Consider the following 16474-nt stretch of genomic DNA (forward strand, 5'->3'; position numbering starts at 1 on the left):
AGTAAACCATTGAGGCTCAAGGAGCAGCTTTCATAAGCTGCTCCTTAAGTAACTTCTTCGGCCCCACCTTAGATATTCCGGCCTAACCCTCTTGTCTCCTCGATGAATCCATTCAGGGACAAAAGCTTGTCACGCACCTCTGGCGGATACTTCTTGTGCAACGGCTCAGGCACGACCAATGTAACTTTCTCAGTAGTCATTTCAGTGAACTGCTGAGGCGACACCCCCTCCTGAAGGGTGAACAGATGGATATTCTCAATCCGATTGGCCTCATTGAGAATCTGGCGCCAGCGATCCTTACAGGTCGTCTTGACCGCTAGCATTCGCAGTTTTTCCTCAGGGAACCCCTGATCATGATAGGCAGTACAAGAAGGAAAGATAAAGTCGGGTCGCTTGTTACCTTCCGTCTTACACTGGGTGCTGAACGCCTCAAGGCCAAACTGCTGGAACAGATGCTCAAGATGGATCTCCAGCGACTTTCCCGACCTCGACTTACGGCGGTTACTGACAGAGTTTGCCACCTGCATGAACTCGTCTACGGAGTCGAACCCCTTTCTCACCTGATGCAGAATGTGGAGTTCCTCGATCTGCCGGAATAGCTTGTACTCGCTGTCTCGCCGCTCGATGATGAGATCATCGGGCGTTGTCTTTAAAAACCGGAAGACCTCCGGAAGGTAGGCGATAATCTCTTCGCCACTGGGGAAGACGTCTACCCAGCCTAGCGGAACTCTTACACTACTAGGCTCTGCATCCGGCCTATAAGCGAAGCCTGCGAATAACCTGTCGCCTCTACCCAAAAGCCACTTACCGGGGATCACTTCGCCAATCTGATTCTCGACAAGCTCCTCCTCCTCCAAGCCCTTGCAGATCCAGACGTCCAGAAACTCAGCATCCTTTCCAACATTCGGCACGTAGAACGCAAAGAAGGCCAGCGCCCCGGTACTTTCAGGGTCTAGAATGGGGCTGTCCTTGACATCAGTGTTCCATCTCGTGAGGCGATGCTCGTTACGAGACCCTCCGAAAAGGCGATTGTTGTAGTAAATACCCCTAAGGGTCTGCTCCGGAAGCCCGTGCGAGGCAATCTGCGCTTTGAGACTGCATTCAGGGTTTTGGAGTGTCGTGGCCGAGATCGAAGGCAATGTCGCGCCTACCGCAGCCTTGGGCAGGTAGATGCCAACTTGATGCCCCCCGTCAGGCCGGTGTCATTGGCTGACAGGCGCTTAGCGTAGATCCACCACTCAACACTGTTCTTGTTTTCAATCCATTGAGAAAAGCTTGTCATGTGAAGGATTACTGACCAATTAATTTGAAATCGAAAAGGAATACGCAGATTAGGCTCACCAAATTGCTGCAAGCCGTTTGCGGTTCAAATGATTTTCTCATAACCCGAAGGCTCTAAGCGAGGGACAATGAGCAGCATCCGCACAGCCCAGTGCGTCAATTGAGAGGCGCAATGCCACATCAATAATGAGCCAAAGCATTTTAACCTCACTGGGCAACGGAGCGGATCACAGCTCGTCATGTGGCACGTGACAAAGAATCAATTGGAGGCCACGGCAAAAACGCCCAAAAGCCTACGCACGCTCACGCTCCTCTTGGAGGCTTTATGGGGAATTCTGCCGTGCACCCAGTGCAACGGAACTTGCCTCGGGCGGTCCGATTGTCTTGGAGCGGGTGGATTTCTTTCTTGTTAAAGCAGCTTGGGCAGGCGAAATGGGGCGTTTCGTCATTCGAAATGTAGACAACTGCACCGCCCGCTGTTTGCGTAAGTTTGTAAGCGGCTGCTCGTTTTTGCCACGAGTCTGCGGCATCCAGCTTCTTCTTCAGATCGTCTCGCTCTAGCTGGAGCCTGTGTAGGTCTTCCCTCAGATTGAACATCCCATCTTGCACGTCCCCCAGTTTTTCAAGGACTTCACCGATCTTCGCTTTAGCCTCAGCATCCACCCTCCCATCAAACGCCGCCTTGGCGAGTTGTTTGGTTAGGTTGATCCCCTGCACCACACCGTTGAGTGCTGCAATGTCCATGCTACTGCCCTGTAGAGAATTGGAGCCCTAACATTAGAGCAACCTAGCGGACGCGACTAGTTTTGAGACATGAGTGACAGCAGCCTAGCTCGGGGAATTACAGTCCATTAGAATGCTCAGCACAGCGCACCACTTAGGTGTACTACGGCACTGGTCCACTTCGAGATTTTTGAGCGAGAAATCCTTGAGAATTCAAGGACTTGCGTAATGGAGGCGGCCCCACCAGCCACACCCCGGCACTCGATGTCACCGCTACGGCTGCTCCCTTCCGGGCCTGACCGGGTTAACGGTTAATCAATGCGGGGGGACCGATGGGGCCACCACTACGCGGCTCGCCATGTGACGAGCCGCGCCATTGTACCGGTCTGGGGCGAACTTACAACCTCTGCGGCGAGAAAAAGTCATCATTTCTCAATGACTTGTCCTGACGCGCCTGACTCGTCGCCGCTAAGCCGGCCGCTACACGGGCCGCGACGCCCCAGGATGACGGCAGGCCCCTAGATAGCAATACCCTGATCGGCCAAGAACGCAACAAATGCATCCTCATCCAGCACCCTCACCCCCAGCTCACTGGCCTTGGCCAGCTTGGAACCGGCACCGGGACCGGCAACCACGCAATGGGTCTTGCCGGACACCGAGCCGGCTACCTTGGCGCCCAGGCTTTCGAGTTTTTCCTTGGCGATGTCGCGACTCATGCGCTCCAGGGTCCCGGTCAGCACCCAGGTCTGACCGGCCAGCGGCAGCCCTTCGGCAACTTTTTTCTCATTGCTCCAGTGCATGCCGAACTCCAGCAACTGAGCCTCGAGAGCCCGTGCAAGCTTCTGGTTGGCCTCGTCGCGGAAGAATTCGCGCACTGCATCGGCCTGCTTGGTGTTCAAGACCTGGCGCAAGTCGATGCCGTCGGCTTCGATGATCTTGTCCAGGCTGTCGAGCTTGGCCACCAGCTTTTCCGCCCCCGTCGGGCCGACCGAGGCGATGTCGAGCTTGGCGATCATGCCGGCCAAGGTGGTGCTGGCCGCGAACTCCGCTGCCACCTCGCCCTCGTCCTGCAACTGCATGCCGCTGGCGAACAGTTGCTCGATGACCTTGCGGTTGTGGTCGTCTTCAAAGAAGTTATGAATCTCATAGGCCACTTCGAGCCCGATGTCCGGCAGGTAGGTCAGCACCTGCGGCAGCGCCTTCTGAACCCGCGCCAGGCTACCCAGCGAGCGAGCCAGGACCTTGGCGGTCTCCTCGCCCACATCCGGAATGCCCAAGGCATAGATGAAGCGTGCAAGGCTCGGGCGCTTGCTGGCCTCGATGGCGTCCAGCAGCTTCTTGCTGGAGACCTCAGCGAAACCTTCCAGACCAACGATCTGCTCGAACGCCAGCTTGTACAGGTCCGCCGGCGAGCCGATCAGCCCCTCATCCACCAACTGCTCGACGCTCTTTTCACCCAGGCCGTCGATGTCCATGGCGCGACGGGACACGTAGTGAATGATCGCTTGCTTGAGCTGGGCACCGCAGGCCAGGCGACCGACACAGCGATACACCGCGCCCTCGCTGGTGGTTTCCTTGCCCTTGCTGCGCTTGACCAACTGGGTGCGCTCGACCTGCGAGCCGCACACCGGGCATTCGCTAGGCACCTCCACCGGACGGGCATCTTCGGGACGACGCTCGAGCACCACCTGCATCACCTGCGGGATAACGTCACCGGCGCGGCGAATGATCACCGTGTCACCGATACGCAGCCCCAAGCGCGCAATTTCATCCATGTTGTGCAGGGTGGCGTTTGACACGGTCACGCCGGCGACCTTGACCGGCTTCAGGCGTGCCACGGGAGTGACCGCTCCGGTACGACCGACCTGGAACTCGACATCCAGCACTTCGGTCAGCTCTTCCATGGCGGGGAACTTGTGGGCCACGGCCCAGCGCGGCTCTCGGGCGCGGAAGCCCAGCTCGCGCTGCGCGGCCAGACTGTTGACCTTGAACACCACGCCGTCGATTTCGTAGGCCAGGCTGCTACGCCGCTCACCGATGTCGTGGTAATAGGCCAGGCACTCTTCGATGCCCGCCGCGTGCTTGAGTTCGCGGCTGATCGGCAGGCCCCATTGCTTGAGTTGTTCGAGGATACCAATGTGGCTTTCGCCGATGCTCTCGGAGACCTGCCCCACGCCATAGCTGCAGAATTCCAGCGGGCGACTGGCAGTGATCTTCGGGTCCAACTGACGCAGGCTGCCGGCCGCCGCGTTGCGTGGGTTGGCGAAGGTCTTGCCGCCAGCAGCGGCCTGGACAGCGTTGAGCCGGTCGAACCCGGCCTTGCTCATGTACACCTCACCGCGCACTTCAAGCACGGCAGGCCACCCCTGGCCCTGGAGCTTGAGCGGGATATTCCGCACGGTGCGCACGTTGGCGCTGATGTCCTCGCCGGTGGTGCCATCACCTCGGGTCGCGCCTTGCACCAACTGGCCATCACGGTACAACAGGCTGACCGCAAGGCCATCGAGCTTGGGCTCGCAACTGAAATCGACCGCACCGGACTGATCGAGCCCTTCGGCCACGCGCCGGCCGAACTCGCGCAGGTCGGCCTCGTCGAAGGCGTTGCCGAGGCTGAGCATCGGCACTTCGTGACGGACCTGGCTGAATGCCGCCAAGGCATGACCACCGACACGCTGGGTCGGCGAGTCGGGCGTCACCAGGTGCGGGTATTCGGCCTCCAGCGCCTTGAGTTCGTTGAACAGGCGGTCGTACTCGGCATCTGGGATGCTTGGCTCGTCGAGCACGTAATAGCGGTAGTTGTGCTGATCGAGCTCGGCTCGCAGTTCGAGAATTCGGGTTTCGGCAGTCATTTTTGGCTCTCTTGCAAAGCAAAAAAGCAGCCAACAGGCTGCTCTTTCGTTTGGATCCTTCTGTCAGCGCTTCTGAGTCAACGCACGGCGCTCGAACTCGACGATACGCTGGCGGTAGTGCTCGATGGTCTGGGCGGTCAGCACGCTGCGCTGGTCGTCCTTGAGCTCGCCATTGAGCTCATGGGCCAGCTTGCGTGCCGCGGCCACCATCACATCGAAGGCCTGCTTTGGATGGCGCGGGCCTGGCAGACCGAGGAAGAAACTCACGGCCCGGGTGCTGAAGTGGTCGATGTCGTCCAGGTCGAAGACGCCTGGCTTGACCGCGTTGGCCATCGAGAACAGCACTTCGCCGTGACCGGCCATGCTTTCGTGACGGTGGAAAATATCCATTTCACCGAAGCGCAGGCCGCTCTCGAGAATGTTCTGCAGCAGCGCCGGCCCCTTGAAACCACCTTCGTCACGGGAGATGACACTGATCACCAGCACCTCTTCGACAGGTGGCAGCTCTTTGGCCGCGTTGCCGCTGGCAGCAAAACCGCTGTTGCGATTGTTGTCGGCGGCCAGACCTTCATCGGCATCGTCGAACAGGTCGGGCTCGCGCTGCTCGGCAACCAGGTTCAGGTCACCCTGTTGGGCTTGCGCGGTACGCTTGCCGCGCTTGTTGGCCTTGGCAGGCTTGGGTTCGCGCTCACGCTCACGCTCGGGCGCACTGACCGAAGGCAGGTCGCTCTCGTCCAGCTCCGGCTCCTTGTGGGTGTCCAGTACCCGCGATGGGCCAAGCACCTCGGCACTGCCTTCGTCGTCCGGCAGGTTGGAGTAGCTGCGATCCAGACGGAACTTCAACTTGCCTTTACCGCCGCGCATGCGGCGCCAGCCGTCGAAAAGAATACCGGCGATGACAATGATGCCGATGACGATCAGCCACTCGCGCAGACCGATTTCCATGTAATCCCGTGCCTCTATAAAAATATGCTTGAAAACAAAGGGTTCAAAGCCCTTTAACACGTGGCGCCAACTCTATGTTCTGACAGGCGTTTTACCCACGCAAAAAACGAGTGACATTAAGCTAGCACGACCAAAGACAACTTTACACCGTCTGTCGCACATGACGGGGGCATTTGCCCACACATTCTGCCCTATCTTCGCTCATCAGGCGTCGACCATGGCCAGAGCCTCCTCCACATCAACTGCAACAAGACGTGAGCACCCAGGCTCATGCATGGTCACCCCCATCAATTGATCGGCCATCTCCATGGCAATCTTGTTGTGGGTGATGTAGATAAATTGCACGCTTTCACTCATGTCCTTGACCAAACGGGCGTAGCGCCCGACGTTGGCATCGTCCAGCGGTGCATCGACTTCGTCGAGCATGCAGAACGGTGCGGGGTTCAACTTGAAGATGGCAAACACCAGCGCCAATGCGGTCAGTGCCTTTTCGCCGCCGGACAGCAAATGGATGGTGCTGTTCTTCTTGCCCGGCGGACGCGCCATGATCGTCACCCCTGTATCGAGTAAATCTTCGCCCGTCAGTTCCAGATACGCGCTGCCGCCACCGAAAACTTTTGGGAAAAGCGCCTGTAATCCGGCATTTATCTGATCAAAGGTATCCTTGAAGCGGTTGCGGGTTTCCTTGTCGATCTTGCGAATGACGTTCTCCAGGGTCTCCAGAGCTTCGACCAGGTCGGCGTCCTGAGCATCCAGATAGCGCTTGCGCTCGGACTGCTGCTCGTATTCTTCGATCGCCGCCAGGTTGATCGCGCCCAGGCGCTGGATGCGCGCCTCCAACTGCTCAAGCTCCTGCTCGGTGCCCTGCTCGCTGGCCTCAGGTTCCAACGTGGCGAGCACGCCCTGCAAATCATAGCCATCGGCCAGAAGTTGCTCCTGCAGCGTCTTGCGGCGCACGTCCAGGCCCTGGCACTCCAGGCGCAACTGCTCCAACTGGCCACGCAGCAACTGTGCCTGCTGTTCGGCCTGGGTACGGCGCTTCTCGGCCTCTCGCAGTTCGCGGTCGGCCTCATCCATGTGCAGACGCGCCTGGCGCATTTCCTCGTCGACGCTCATGCGCCGCTCCAGCAACTCCTCCAGCTTCAGACGCAGTTCTTCGAGCGGCGCTTCGCCTTCCTCCAGATTGAGGCTCAATTGCTCCTGGCGCTCGCCAAGGCGCGCAGCCTGCTGCTCCAGACGCTCCAGAGCCTGGCGAGTGGAGTCGTGCTGGGCGCGCAACGAACCCAGGCGCACGGCGAGTTGGTGGGCATGGTCCTTGTGCTGACGGGCCTCCTGTCGCACACGGTCGAGACCCTCGCGCAAGGTATCGCGCCGGGCCATCAGCGCTTCGCGCTGCTCGGCGTCCTGTGCCATGAGGTCCAGCGCCTCTTGCAGCAACAGGCGCGCTTCGCCCAATTGCTCATGCTCCACGGCGCGTTGCTCCTGCAACTCGACCAGCTCTTCGTGCAAGCGGCCGCGGCGCAGTTCCAACTGCTCGGCACGCGCACGGGCGGCCGACAGGCGCGAGTTGAGCTCGCCGTGCTGTAGGGTTTGCTCCTGGGTGCGGCGGCGCAGTTGCTCTCGCTGCTCTTCGTGGTCCAGTTGCTGCTCGCGCAGGGCCTGCAACCGTTGTTCGAGCACCTCGAGCGCCGCCTCCTGCTCAGCCTGGTCGAAGCCCAGGCGCTCGATTTCCTGGCCACGGGCCAGCACACCACCCTGGGCGTCTCCACCACGGCTGATGCGCAGGAAGTGCCGGCCCACCCAGTAGCCGTCGCGGCTCACCAAGCTCTGACCTTCGCCCAGGGAGGCGCGCAGGGCCAAGGCTTGCGCGAAGTCCTCCACCGGCCTGACCTGGGCCAGCCACGGGGCCAGGTCGGTACGACCTTCGACCTTGTCCAGCAGGCTGCCGGCCGGGCGCGCACCCTCCTCGTCGGCCAGCAGCAAACGCAGCTCGCCCTGCTCGAGGTGCGTGAAATCAAGCCCGGCGAAGTCATTGACCAACACCGCTTGCAAGTCAGCTCCGAGCACCGTCTCCACGGCCAGCTCCCAACCCGGCTCGACACGCAAGCCCTCGGCCAGCCGGGGCTGGTGCGCCAGGCCTTGTTCGCTCAACCACTGCGCAATGCCTGCGCCTGGTTCGAGGGCGGCCTGCTGCAATGCCTCGAGCGAGGCCAGGCGTCCGCCCAGCCGCTGCAGATCGCCCTGCGCCTGCTGCTGCGCTTGGGTCGCCTGCTGCAACTGCTCACGCACGCCCTCAAGGCTGTCGACCAGTTGCTCTTCCGCCAACTGCAGCGCTTCAAGCTGTACTTCACTGCCTGCCAACTGCTCGCTCAAGGCCCGCATGTCGGCATCCTGCGGGTCGGCGCCCAGCTGCTCGCCTTCCTCGGTCAGTTTGCGCTGGCGTTCGCTCAGGCGCTCCAGGCTGGCTTCAAGCTGCTGCAGACGCGACTGCTGGACCTCGGCCTGGCGCCGAGGTTCGGCAGAGCGGGTATTGAAGCTGTCCCACTGCTCTTGCCAGCCGTGCATGCCTTGCTCGGCTTCTTCCAGGATGGCGGCAGCCTCCTCGGCCGCGGCCAGGGTCAGCTCCTGCTCGGGCAGCAGCCTGTCCAGCTCTTCGCCCAGCGTGGCCAGCAGGGTGCGATCGTGGCCCAGGTGCGACTCGGTCTCCAGTCGCGTGCGCTCGGCCTCCTTGAGGTCGTCCTGCAACTGACGAAGGCGTTGCTGGCCGTGCTGAATGCTCTGCTCGACCCGGGCGATATCGCCGGCCACCGAGTAGAAACGTCCTTGGACCTGGTTGAAGCGTTCGGACAGCTCGTGATGACCGTCGCGCAGACGCTCGATGGCGGCGTCGGCATTGCGTTGCTCGGCCACCAACGCCTCATGGGCGACGTCCTGATCGCCAATCACCCCTTCACGCTGGCGCACGCGGGCATCTAGGTCGCGCCAGCGCAAAGCCGACAAACGCGCCTTGAACTGGCGCTCCTGGGCTTTGTACTCGCGGTATTTCTCGGCGGCCTGGGCCTGGCGATGCAGGCGCTCCAAGTGGCGCTCCAGTTCTTCGCGCAGGTCGGTCAGGCGCGCCAGGTTTTCCTGGGTGCGGCGAATGCGGTTCTCGGTCTCGCGGCGGCGCTCCTTGTATTTGGATATGCCAGCGGCTTCCTCGATGAAATTGCGCAGCTCCTCGGGCTTGGCCTCGATCAGCTTGGAGATCATGCCCTGTTCGATGATCGAATAGCTGCGCGGGCCCAGGCCGGTGCCGAGAAAAATATCGGTGATATCACGCCGACGGCACTTGGCACCGTTCAGGTAATAGGTGTTCTGCCCATCGCGGGTCACCTTGCGACGGATGGAAATCTCCGCATAGGCGGCGTATTCGCCCACCAGGGTATTGTCACTGTTGTCGAACACCAGTTCGATGCTGGCCTGGCTGACAGGCTTGCGGCTGGTGGAGCCGTTGAAGATGACATCGGTCATCGACTCGCCACGCAGGTTCTTCGCCGAACTTTCGCCCATCACCCAACGCACCGCGTCGATGATGTTGGACTTGCCACAGCCGTTGGGGCCGACCACGGCCGCCATGTTGCTGGGGAAGTTGACCGTGGTCGGGTCGACGAACGACTTGAACCCGGCCAGGCGAATGCACTTTAGGCGCATCGGTCAGACTCGGGCCAACGCAGCCAGCACCAGTTCGCAACTACGCTGGCCGTAGGCGGTAAGCACTTCGCGAATGCGCGGCAGGTCTCGGGCGACCACGGCGTCGAGCAAGCGGGCGAACAGCTCCAGGTAGTCGTTCATGTTGGCCTGGCGCTGATCCAGTGACAGGTAGTAGGCACGGCTCATGGCCGGCTGCAGGTTCTCGACGGTTTCCTGGAGGAACGGGTTGTCGGCAAACGGGTAGGCCGCGCGCATCACGGCAAAACTTTCGGCGACGAAGGTCTTGATGTCCTTGTTGGCGCACGCTTGCTGCAGGCGCTGCTGAATGCCCAAGAATGGCAACAGGTCGCTCTCGACGCGCCACTTCTGCGCAACCGCGTTGCCCAGCAGGATGTAGAACTCGCTCATCAAGGTGCACAGGCTGCGCACGCTGCGTTCGTCCAGTTCGGTCACATGGGCACCACGACGCGGCAAGATCGCGACCAGATGCCGACGTTCGAGGATCAACAGGGCCTCACGCACCGAGCCACGGCTGACATTGAGCGCCTGGGTGACCTTCTGCTCCTGGATACGTTCTCCCGGCGCGAGTTCGCCACGGATGATCCGCTCGGCCAGGTAGTCGGCAATCTGCTCTGAGAGGCTGTCCGGCGCCTTGAACGTCATGGTTTTCCTTCAGAATCATTGAACTGGAGACAAGGGCGGGATTGTAGCGCACTTGCAGCCCAATCGAGCAGGGGGACTACAGCCTTTGTTGGCATCGCCCAATGCCCTCGATGACGGCCCGATCTATGCTTAGGAAAAGGACGGGTTCGGTGGAATCGGCGTAGGCATGAATAATTTCCTGACCTTTGAGTCAGAAAAATATTGACCTTCAGGTCAGCCCTGCTTAGAGTCCGCCCGAACAACAATAAAACCATTGCGAGGCCTTCCCCGTGATCCAGTTTCTCGTCAATCAGGAGCTGCGTAGTGAGCACGCCCTGGACCCGAACATGACGGTGCTGCAATACCTGCGCGAGCACCTGGGCAAACCCGGCACCAAGGAGGGCTGCGCCAGTGGCGACTGCGGCGCCTGCACCGTGGTAGTCGGCGAACTGACCCAGGACGCTGCCGGCAACGACACCTTGCGCTACCGCAGCCTCAACTCGTGCCTGACGTTCGTTTCGTCGCTGCACGGCAAACAGCTCATCAGCGTCGAAGGCCTCAAGCACCAGGGCAAGCTGCACAGCGTGCAACAGGCCATGGCCGACTGCCACGGTTCGCAGTGCGGCTTCTGCACCCCTGGTTTTGTCATGTCGCTGTTCGCCCTGCAAAAGAACAGCGAAGGCCACGACCTGCACCAGGCGCAGGAAGCACTGGCTGGCAACCTGTGCCGTTGCACCGGTTACCGCCCGATTCTCGACGCGGCCCAGCAGAGCTGCGCCCAGCCCTGCCGGGACCAGTTCGATGCCCAGCAGGCCCAGACCATCAGCCGCCTCAAAGCCATTGCCCCGACCCAGACCGGCGAGCTCAACAGTGGCGACAAGCGCTGCCTGGTGCCGCTGACCGTGGCCGATCTGGCCGACTTGTACAGTTCCCACCCCGAGGCACGCCTGCTGGCCGGTGGTACCGACCTGGCGCTGGAAGTCACCCAGTTCCACAAGACCTTGCCGGTGATGATCTACGTCGGCCACGTCGCCGAACTCAAGCGCATCGAGAAAACCGCCAGCCACTTGGAAATCGGCGCCGCCACCCCGCTCACCGACTGCTACGGCGCGCTCAACGAGGAATACCCTGACTTCGGCGCCCTGCTCCACCGCTTCGCCTCGCTGCAGATCCGCAACCAGGGCACCCTGGGCGGGAACATTGGCAACGCCTCGCCGATTGGCGACTCGCCACCCTTGCTGATCGCCCTGGACGCGCAGATCGTGTTGCGTCAAGGCCAGCGCCAGCGCACTCTGGCACTGGAAGACTATTTCATCGACTACCGCATCACCGCACGCCAGGACAGCGAGTTCATCGAAAAGATCATCGTGCCCCGCGCCAGCGCTGACTGGGCGTTCCGCGCCTACAAAGTGTCCAAGCGCCTGGACGACGACATCTCCGCCGTGTGCGGGGCGTTCAACCTGAGCATCGAAAATGGCGTGGTCAGCGGTGTGCGCATTGCCTTCGGCGGGATGGCCGCCATTCCCAAGCGTGCCCGGGCCTGCGAAGCCGCACTGCGCGGCAAGCCTTGGAACCAGGCCAGCATCGAACGCGCCTGCCAGGCGCTGGCCGAGGACTTCACCCCGCTCAGCGACTTCCGTGCCAGCAAGGAGTACCGCCTGCTGACCGCGCAGAACCTGCTGCGCAAGTACTTCATCGAACAGCAATCGCCATACATCGAGACCCGGGTGACCGCTTATGTCTAACCATCACGCAGCCAAGAGCCAGGCCGAGATGGCCGAACTGTTCCGCCAGGACCTGACCACCGGTGTTGGCCGCAGCATCAAGCACGACAGTGCCGACAAGCATGTGTCCGGCGAGGCGGTGTACATCGACGATCGCCTGGAGTTCCCCAACCAGCTGCACGTGTATGCCCGCACGTCCGACCGCGCCCACGCACGCATCCTGCGCATCGACACCACGCCCTGCTATGCCTTCGAAGGTGTGCGCATCGCCATTACCCACGAAGACATTCCCGGCCTGAAGGATATCGGCCCGGTGGTTGCCGGTGACCCGCTGCTGGCCATCGACAAGGTCGAGTTCTTCGGCCAACCGGTACTCGCCGTGGCCGCCCGCGACCTCGACACCGCGCGCCGTGCGGCCATGGCCGCCATCATCGAGTACGAAGACCTGGAACCAGTGCTGGATGTGGTCGAAGCGTTTCGTAAGAAGCACTTCGTGCTCGACAGCCACACCCACCAGCGTGGCGATTCGGCCGCAGCCCTGGCCAGCGCTGCGCACCGCCTGCAAGGCACCCTGCACATCGGCGGCCAGGAGCACTTTTACCTGGAAACTCAGATCTCTTCGGTAATGCCTACCGAAGATGGCGGCATGATCGTCTACTGCTCGACCCAGAACCCCACCGAGGTGCAGAAGCTGGTCGCCGAAGTGCTGGACGTGCCGATGAACAAGATCGTGCTCGACATGCGCCGCATGGGCGGCGGTTTCGGAGGCAAGGAAACCCAGGCGGCCAGCCCGGCGTGCCTGTGCGCGGTGATCGCCCGCCTGACCGGCCAGCCGACCAAGATGCGCCTGCCGCGCGTCGAAGACATGACCATGACCGGCAAACGTCACCCGTTCTACGTCGAGTACGACGTGGGCTTCGACGATGACGGCCGCCTGCATGGCATCACCTTCGACCTGGCTGGCAACTGCGGCTACTCCCCGGACCTGTCCGGTTCGATCGTCGACCGCGCCATGTTCCACTCCGACAACGCCTATTACCTGGGCGATGCCACCGTGCACGGCCACCGTTGCAAGACCAACACCGCCTCCAACACCGCCTACCGTGGCTTTGGCGGTCCGCAGGGCATGGTCGCCATCGAGCAGGTGATGGACCACATCGCCCGCCACCTGGGTCGCGACCCGCTGGAGGTACGCAAAGCCAACTACTACGGCAAGACCGAGCGCAACGTCACCCATTACTACCAGACGGTCGAGCACAACATGCTCGAAGAGATGACCGCCGAACTGGAAGCCAGCAGCGACTATGCCGAGCGTCGCGAGTCGATCCGCCGCTTCAACGCCAACAGCCCGATCCTGAAGAAGGGCCTGGCGCTGACTCCGGTCAAGTTCGGTATTTCGTTCACCGCCACCTTCCTCAACCAGGCCGGTGCGCTGATCCACATCTATACCGACGGTAGCATCCACCTGAACCACGGCGGCACCGAAATGGGCCAGGGTCTGAACACCAAGGTCGCCCAGGTGGTCGCCCAGGTGTTCCAGGTCGACTTCAGCCGTATCCAGATCACCGCCACCAATACCGACAAGGTGCCCAACACCTCGCCGACCGCCGCCTCCAGCGGCGCCGACCTCAATGGCAAAGCGGCGCAGAATGCCGCCGAAATCCTCAAGAAGCGCCTCACCGAATTCGCCGCACGCCACTATCAGGTGACCGAGGAAGACGTCGAGTTCCGCAACGGCCATGTACGGGTGCGCGACCAGATCGTCAGTTTCGAGCAACTGGTTCAGCTGGCGTACTTCGCCCAGGTTTCGCTGTCGAGCACCGGTTTCTACCGTACGCCGAAGATCTACTACGACCGCAGCCAGGCGCGTGGCCGGCCGTTCTACTACTTCGCCTTCGGCGCGGCATGCGTGGAGGTGATCGTCGATACCCTGACCGGCGAATACAAGATGCTGCGCGCCGACATCCTGCATGACGTCGGTGACTCGCTGAACCCGGCCATCGACATCGGCCAGGTGGAGGGCGGCTTCATCCAGGGCATGGGCTGGCTCACCACCGAGGAACTGGTGTGGAACGCCAAGGGCAAGCTGATGACCAACGGCCCGGCCAGCTACAAGATACCGGCAGTGGCCGACATGCCGCTGGACCTGCGCGTGAAGCTGGTGGAGAACCGCAAGAACCCGGAAGACACCGTGTTCCACTCCAAGGCCGTGGGCGAGCCACCGTTCATGCTCGGCATCGCTGCCTGGTGCGCGATCAAGGATGCCGTAGCCAGCATCGCCGACTACCGCGAGCAGCCGAACATCGACGCGCCAGCGACGCCGGAGCGGGTGTTGTGGGGCTGTGAGCAGATGCGCAGGGCGGTGGCCACGCAACCGGCCGAACCGCAACTGGAAACAGAGACTCAGTAACACCGCCCCCAAAGCGGGCCGAGCTACCTGAAGAGGAATTGGATCATGCACCAATGGATCAACGCCCTCGCCGACCATCAATCCCGTGGCGAAGCCTGCGTGCTGGTGACCATCATCGAAGAGCGCGGCTCCACGCCACGCAACGCAGGCTCGAAGATGGTGGTCAGCGCCGACGGCCTGTTCGACACCATCGGTGGCGGCCACCTGGAATACAAGGCCCTGCACATCGCCCGGCAGATGCTCGAAGCGCAACGCACGACCCCGCATCTGGAGCGCTTCAGCCTGGGCGCCAGCCTCGGCCAGTGCTGCGGCGGCGTCACTGTACTGCTGTTCGAACCCATGGCCGCGGTGCAGGCGCAGATTGCTGTGTTCGGCGCGGGCCATGTCGGCCGCGCTCTGGTACCCTTGCTCGCCGCGTTGCCCTGCCGAGTACGCTGGATCGACTCACGCGAGCAGGAGTTTCCCGAGGTCATCCCTAACGGTGTGACCAAGGTCGTCAGCGAGGAACCGGTCGACGAGGTGGCAGAGCTGCCAGCAGGCTGCTACTGCATCGTCATGACCCACAACCACCAGCTCGACCTGGAACTGACCGCCGCCATTCTGAAGCGCAACGATTTCACCTGGTTTGGTCTGATCGGCTCGAAGACCAAGCGCACCAAGTTCGAGCACCGTCTGCGCGAGCGCGGCTATGACGACGCCGTCATGGCACGCATGCGCTGCCCGATGGGCCTGGCCGAGGTCAAAGGCAAGCTGCCGATCGAGATCGCCGTGTCCATAGCCGGGGAAATCATTGCCACTTACAACGCCTGCTTCGGCCAGCACGACGCTGCCGCCAATGCCGGCCCCATTGCCCAGTTGCTGCCGCCTTCACGGCGCAGCCAAGCCCTTTGACGAGCGTTTTATGACTGCTACCCGTAAAGCCTACCGCGCCGCCATCCTGCACAGCATCGCCGACCCGGCCGAAGTTGGCCTGGACGCCTCCCACGAATACTACGAGGATGGCCTGCTGGTAATCGATGATGGCCGCATCAGCGCCGTTGGCCATGCCAGCGAGCTGCTGCCGACCCTGGACGCCGACATCGAGGTGGTGCACTACCAGGATGCCCTGATTACCCCAGGCTTCATCGACACCCATATCCACTTCCCGCAGACTGGCATGATCGGTTCCTACGGCGAACAGCTGCTGGACTGGCTAAATACCTACACCTTCCCCTGCGAGAAGCAGTTTGCCGACAAGGCCCATGCCGACCAGGTGGCGAAGATTTTCCTCAAGGAGCTGCTGCGCAATGGCACCACCACCGCCCTGGTGTTCGGCAGCGTGCACCCGGAATCGGTCAACGCGCTGTTCGAAGAAGCTGAGCGTCTGGACCTGCGCCTGATCGCCGGCAAGGTGATGATGGACCGCAATGCGCCTGACTACCTGACCGACACCGCCGAGTCGAGCTACAGCGAAATCAAGGCATTGATCGAACGCTGGCATGGCAAGGGCCGCCTGCACTACGCGGTCACCCCGCGTTTCGCCCCTACCAGCACCCCGGAACAACTGACCATGGCGGGGCAACTGCTCAAGGAACACCCCGGCGTGTACATGCACACGCACCTGTCGGAGAACCTCAAGGAAATCGACTGGGTCAAGTCGCTGTTCCCTGAGCAGAAGGGTTACCTGGACGTCTACGACCACTTCGAACTGCTGGGCGAGCGCTCGGTGTTCGCCCACGGCGTGCACCTGTGTGACGACGAGTGCCAGCGTCTGGCAGAAACCGGCTCGGCGATCGCCTTCTGCCCAACCTCCAACCTGTTCCTGGGCAGCGGCCTGTTCAACCTGCCCCAGGCCGAGCGTTTCAAGGTCAACGTTGGCCTGGGCACCGATGTCGGCGCCGGCACCAGCTTCTCGCTGCTCACTACCCTGAACGAGGCCTACAAGGTGATGCAACTGCAGGGCGCTCGCTTGCACCCCTACAAGTCGCTGTACCTGGCGACCCTCGGCGGTGCCCGTGCCTTGCGCCTGGACGACCGCATCGGCAGCCTGCGCCCAGGCAACGATGCCGACTTCGTGGTGCTCGACTACAAGGCCACGCCGCTGCTGGACTACCGTATCCAACAGTCCAACAGCATCGAAGAGACCCTGTTCGTCCTCACCACCCTGGGCGACGACCGCACCGTGCGGGAAACCTACGCGGCCGGTCGTTGCGTGCACCAGCGCTGAG

10 protein-coding genes, 1 other RNA gene and 1 pseudogene are annotated in these 16474 nt (G+C 61.8%); 4 read left to right on the plus strand and 8 right to left on the minus strand.

The features are described from left to right. Positions 1–68: 68 nt before the first annotated feature. The 8 genes and pseudogenes from VXM67_RS18580 to VXM67_RS18615 all read right to left on the minus strand — a co-directional run bounded on the left by VXM67_RS18580 (position 69) and on the right by VXM67_RS18615 (position 10154). Complete coding sequence (locus tag VXM67_RS18580) at positions 69–818, minus strand: type II restriction endonuclease (protein ID WP_367237716.1); 750 nt, start codon at positions 816–818, stop codon at positions 69–71. Further along, a pseudogene (locus VXM67_RS18585) lies at positions 804–1181 on the minus strand (EcoRII N-terminal effector-binding domain-containing protein); the annotation flags it as partial. The gene VXM67_RS18580 and the pseudogene VXM67_RS18585, both read right to left, overlap by 15 nt. 403 nt (positions 1182–1584) lie before the next feature. After that, on the minus strand, positions 1585–2025 hold the full coding sequence (locus VXM67_RS18590; protein WP_367237279.1) for a hypothetical protein: 441 nt from the start codon (positions 2023–2025) through the stop codon (positions 1585–1587). Between the two features lie 217 nt (positions 2026–2242). Continuing rightward, positions 2243–2339: signal recognition particle sRNA small type (gene ffs, locus VXM67_RS18595), an RNA gene on the minus strand. A 183-nt stretch (positions 2340–2522) separates the two neighbouring features. After that, positions 2523–4853 (minus strand): NAD-dependent DNA ligase LigA, encoded by a 2331-nt coding sequence (gene ligA / locus VXM67_RS18600; RefSeq protein ID WP_023381434.1) that lies wholly within the window; start codon positions 4851–4853, stop codon positions 2523–2525. Positions 4854–4916: 63 nt separating this feature from the next. Then, positions 4917–5798, minus strand: coding sequence for a cell division protein ZipA (gene zipA / locus VXM67_RS18605; protein ID WP_104881441.1), 882 nt, complete (start codon positions 5796–5798; stop codon positions 4917–4919). 204 nt (positions 5799–6002) lie between these two features. Next, complete coding sequence (gene smc, locus VXM67_RS18610; protein ID WP_367237280.1) at positions 6003–9491, minus strand: chromosome segregation protein SMC; 3489 nt, start codon at positions 9489–9491, stop codon at positions 6003–6005. A gap of 3 nt (positions 9492–9494) precedes the next feature. Continuing rightward, a complete protein-coding gene (locus VXM67_RS18615) occupies positions 9495–10154 on the minus strand; it encodes a GntR family transcriptional regulator (RefSeq protein WP_023381437.1) in 660 nt (219 codons plus the stop codon). A 269-nt stretch (positions 10155–10423) separates the two neighbouring features. Here VXM67_RS18615 and xdhA point away from each other — a divergent pair, with 269 nt between their 5' ends. From xdhA to guaD, 4 genes are read left to right on the plus strand one after another with little or no spacing between them, the layout of a single operon-like run. Further along, a complete protein-coding gene (gene xdhA / locus VXM67_RS18620; RefSeq protein WP_023381438.1) occupies positions 10424–11878 on the plus strand; it encodes a xanthine dehydrogenase small subunit in 1455 nt (484 codons plus the stop codon). Next, positions 11871–14267, plus strand: coding sequence for a xanthine dehydrogenase molybdopterin binding subunit (xdhB, locus tag VXM67_RS18625; protein WP_023381439.1), 2397 nt, complete (start codon positions 11871–11873; stop codon positions 14265–14267). The genes xdhA and xdhB overlap by 8 nt, the downstream gene beginning before the upstream one ends. Positions 14268–14312: 45 nt before the next feature. After that, positions 14313–15158, plus strand: coding sequence for a xanthine dehydrogenase accessory protein XdhC (gene xdhC / locus VXM67_RS18630; RefSeq protein ID WP_023381440.1), 846 nt, complete (start codon positions 14313–14315; stop codon positions 15156–15158). Between the two features lie 10 nt (positions 15159–15168). Continuing rightward, complete coding sequence (guaD, locus tag VXM67_RS18635) at positions 15169–16473, plus strand: guanine deaminase (RefSeq protein ID WP_367237281.1); 1305 nt, start codon at positions 15169–15171, stop codon at positions 16471–16473. Position 16474 lies beyond the last annotated feature (1 nt).

Origin of the sequence: Pseudomonas sp. Rh2 (genome assembly GCF_040762985.1) — a bacterium.
GTDB lineage: Bacteria > Pseudomonadota > Gammaproteobacteria > Pseudomonadales > Pseudomonadaceae > Aquipseudomonas > Aquipseudomonas taiwanensis.

Bases quoted from the DNA above. Each gene is read 5' to 3' on its own strand.
- VXM67_RS18615 (WP_023381437.1), bottom strand. From the start codon at position 10,154: ATGACGTTCAAGGCGCCGGACAGCCTCTCAGAGCAGATTGCCGACTAC.
- ligA (WP_023381434.1), bottom strand. From the start codon at position 4,853: ATGACTGCCGAAACCCGAATTCTCGAACTGCGAGCCGAGCTCGATCAG.
- xdhB (WP_023381439.1), top strand. From the start codon at position 11,871: ATGTCTAACCATCACGCAGCCAAGAGCCAGGCCGAGATGGCCGAACTG.
- xdhC (WP_023381440.1), top strand. From the start codon at position 14,313: ATGCACCAATGGATCAACGCCCTCGCCGACCATCAATCCCGTGGCGAA.
- smc (WP_367237280.1), bottom strand. From the start codon at position 9,491: ATGCGCCTAAAGTGCATTCGCCTGGCCGGGTTCAAGTCGTTCGTCGAC.
- zipA (WP_104881441.1), bottom strand. From the start codon at position 5,798: ATGGAAATCGGTCTGCGCGAGTGGCTGATCGTCATCGGCATCATTGTC.
- VXM67_RS18590 (WP_367237279.1), bottom strand. From the start codon at position 2,025: ATGGACATTGCAGCACTCAACGGTGTGGTGCAGGGGATCAACCTAACC.
- guaD (WP_367237281.1), top strand. From the start codon at position 15,169: ATGACTGCTACCCGTAAAGCCTACCGCGCCGCCATCCTGCACAGCATC.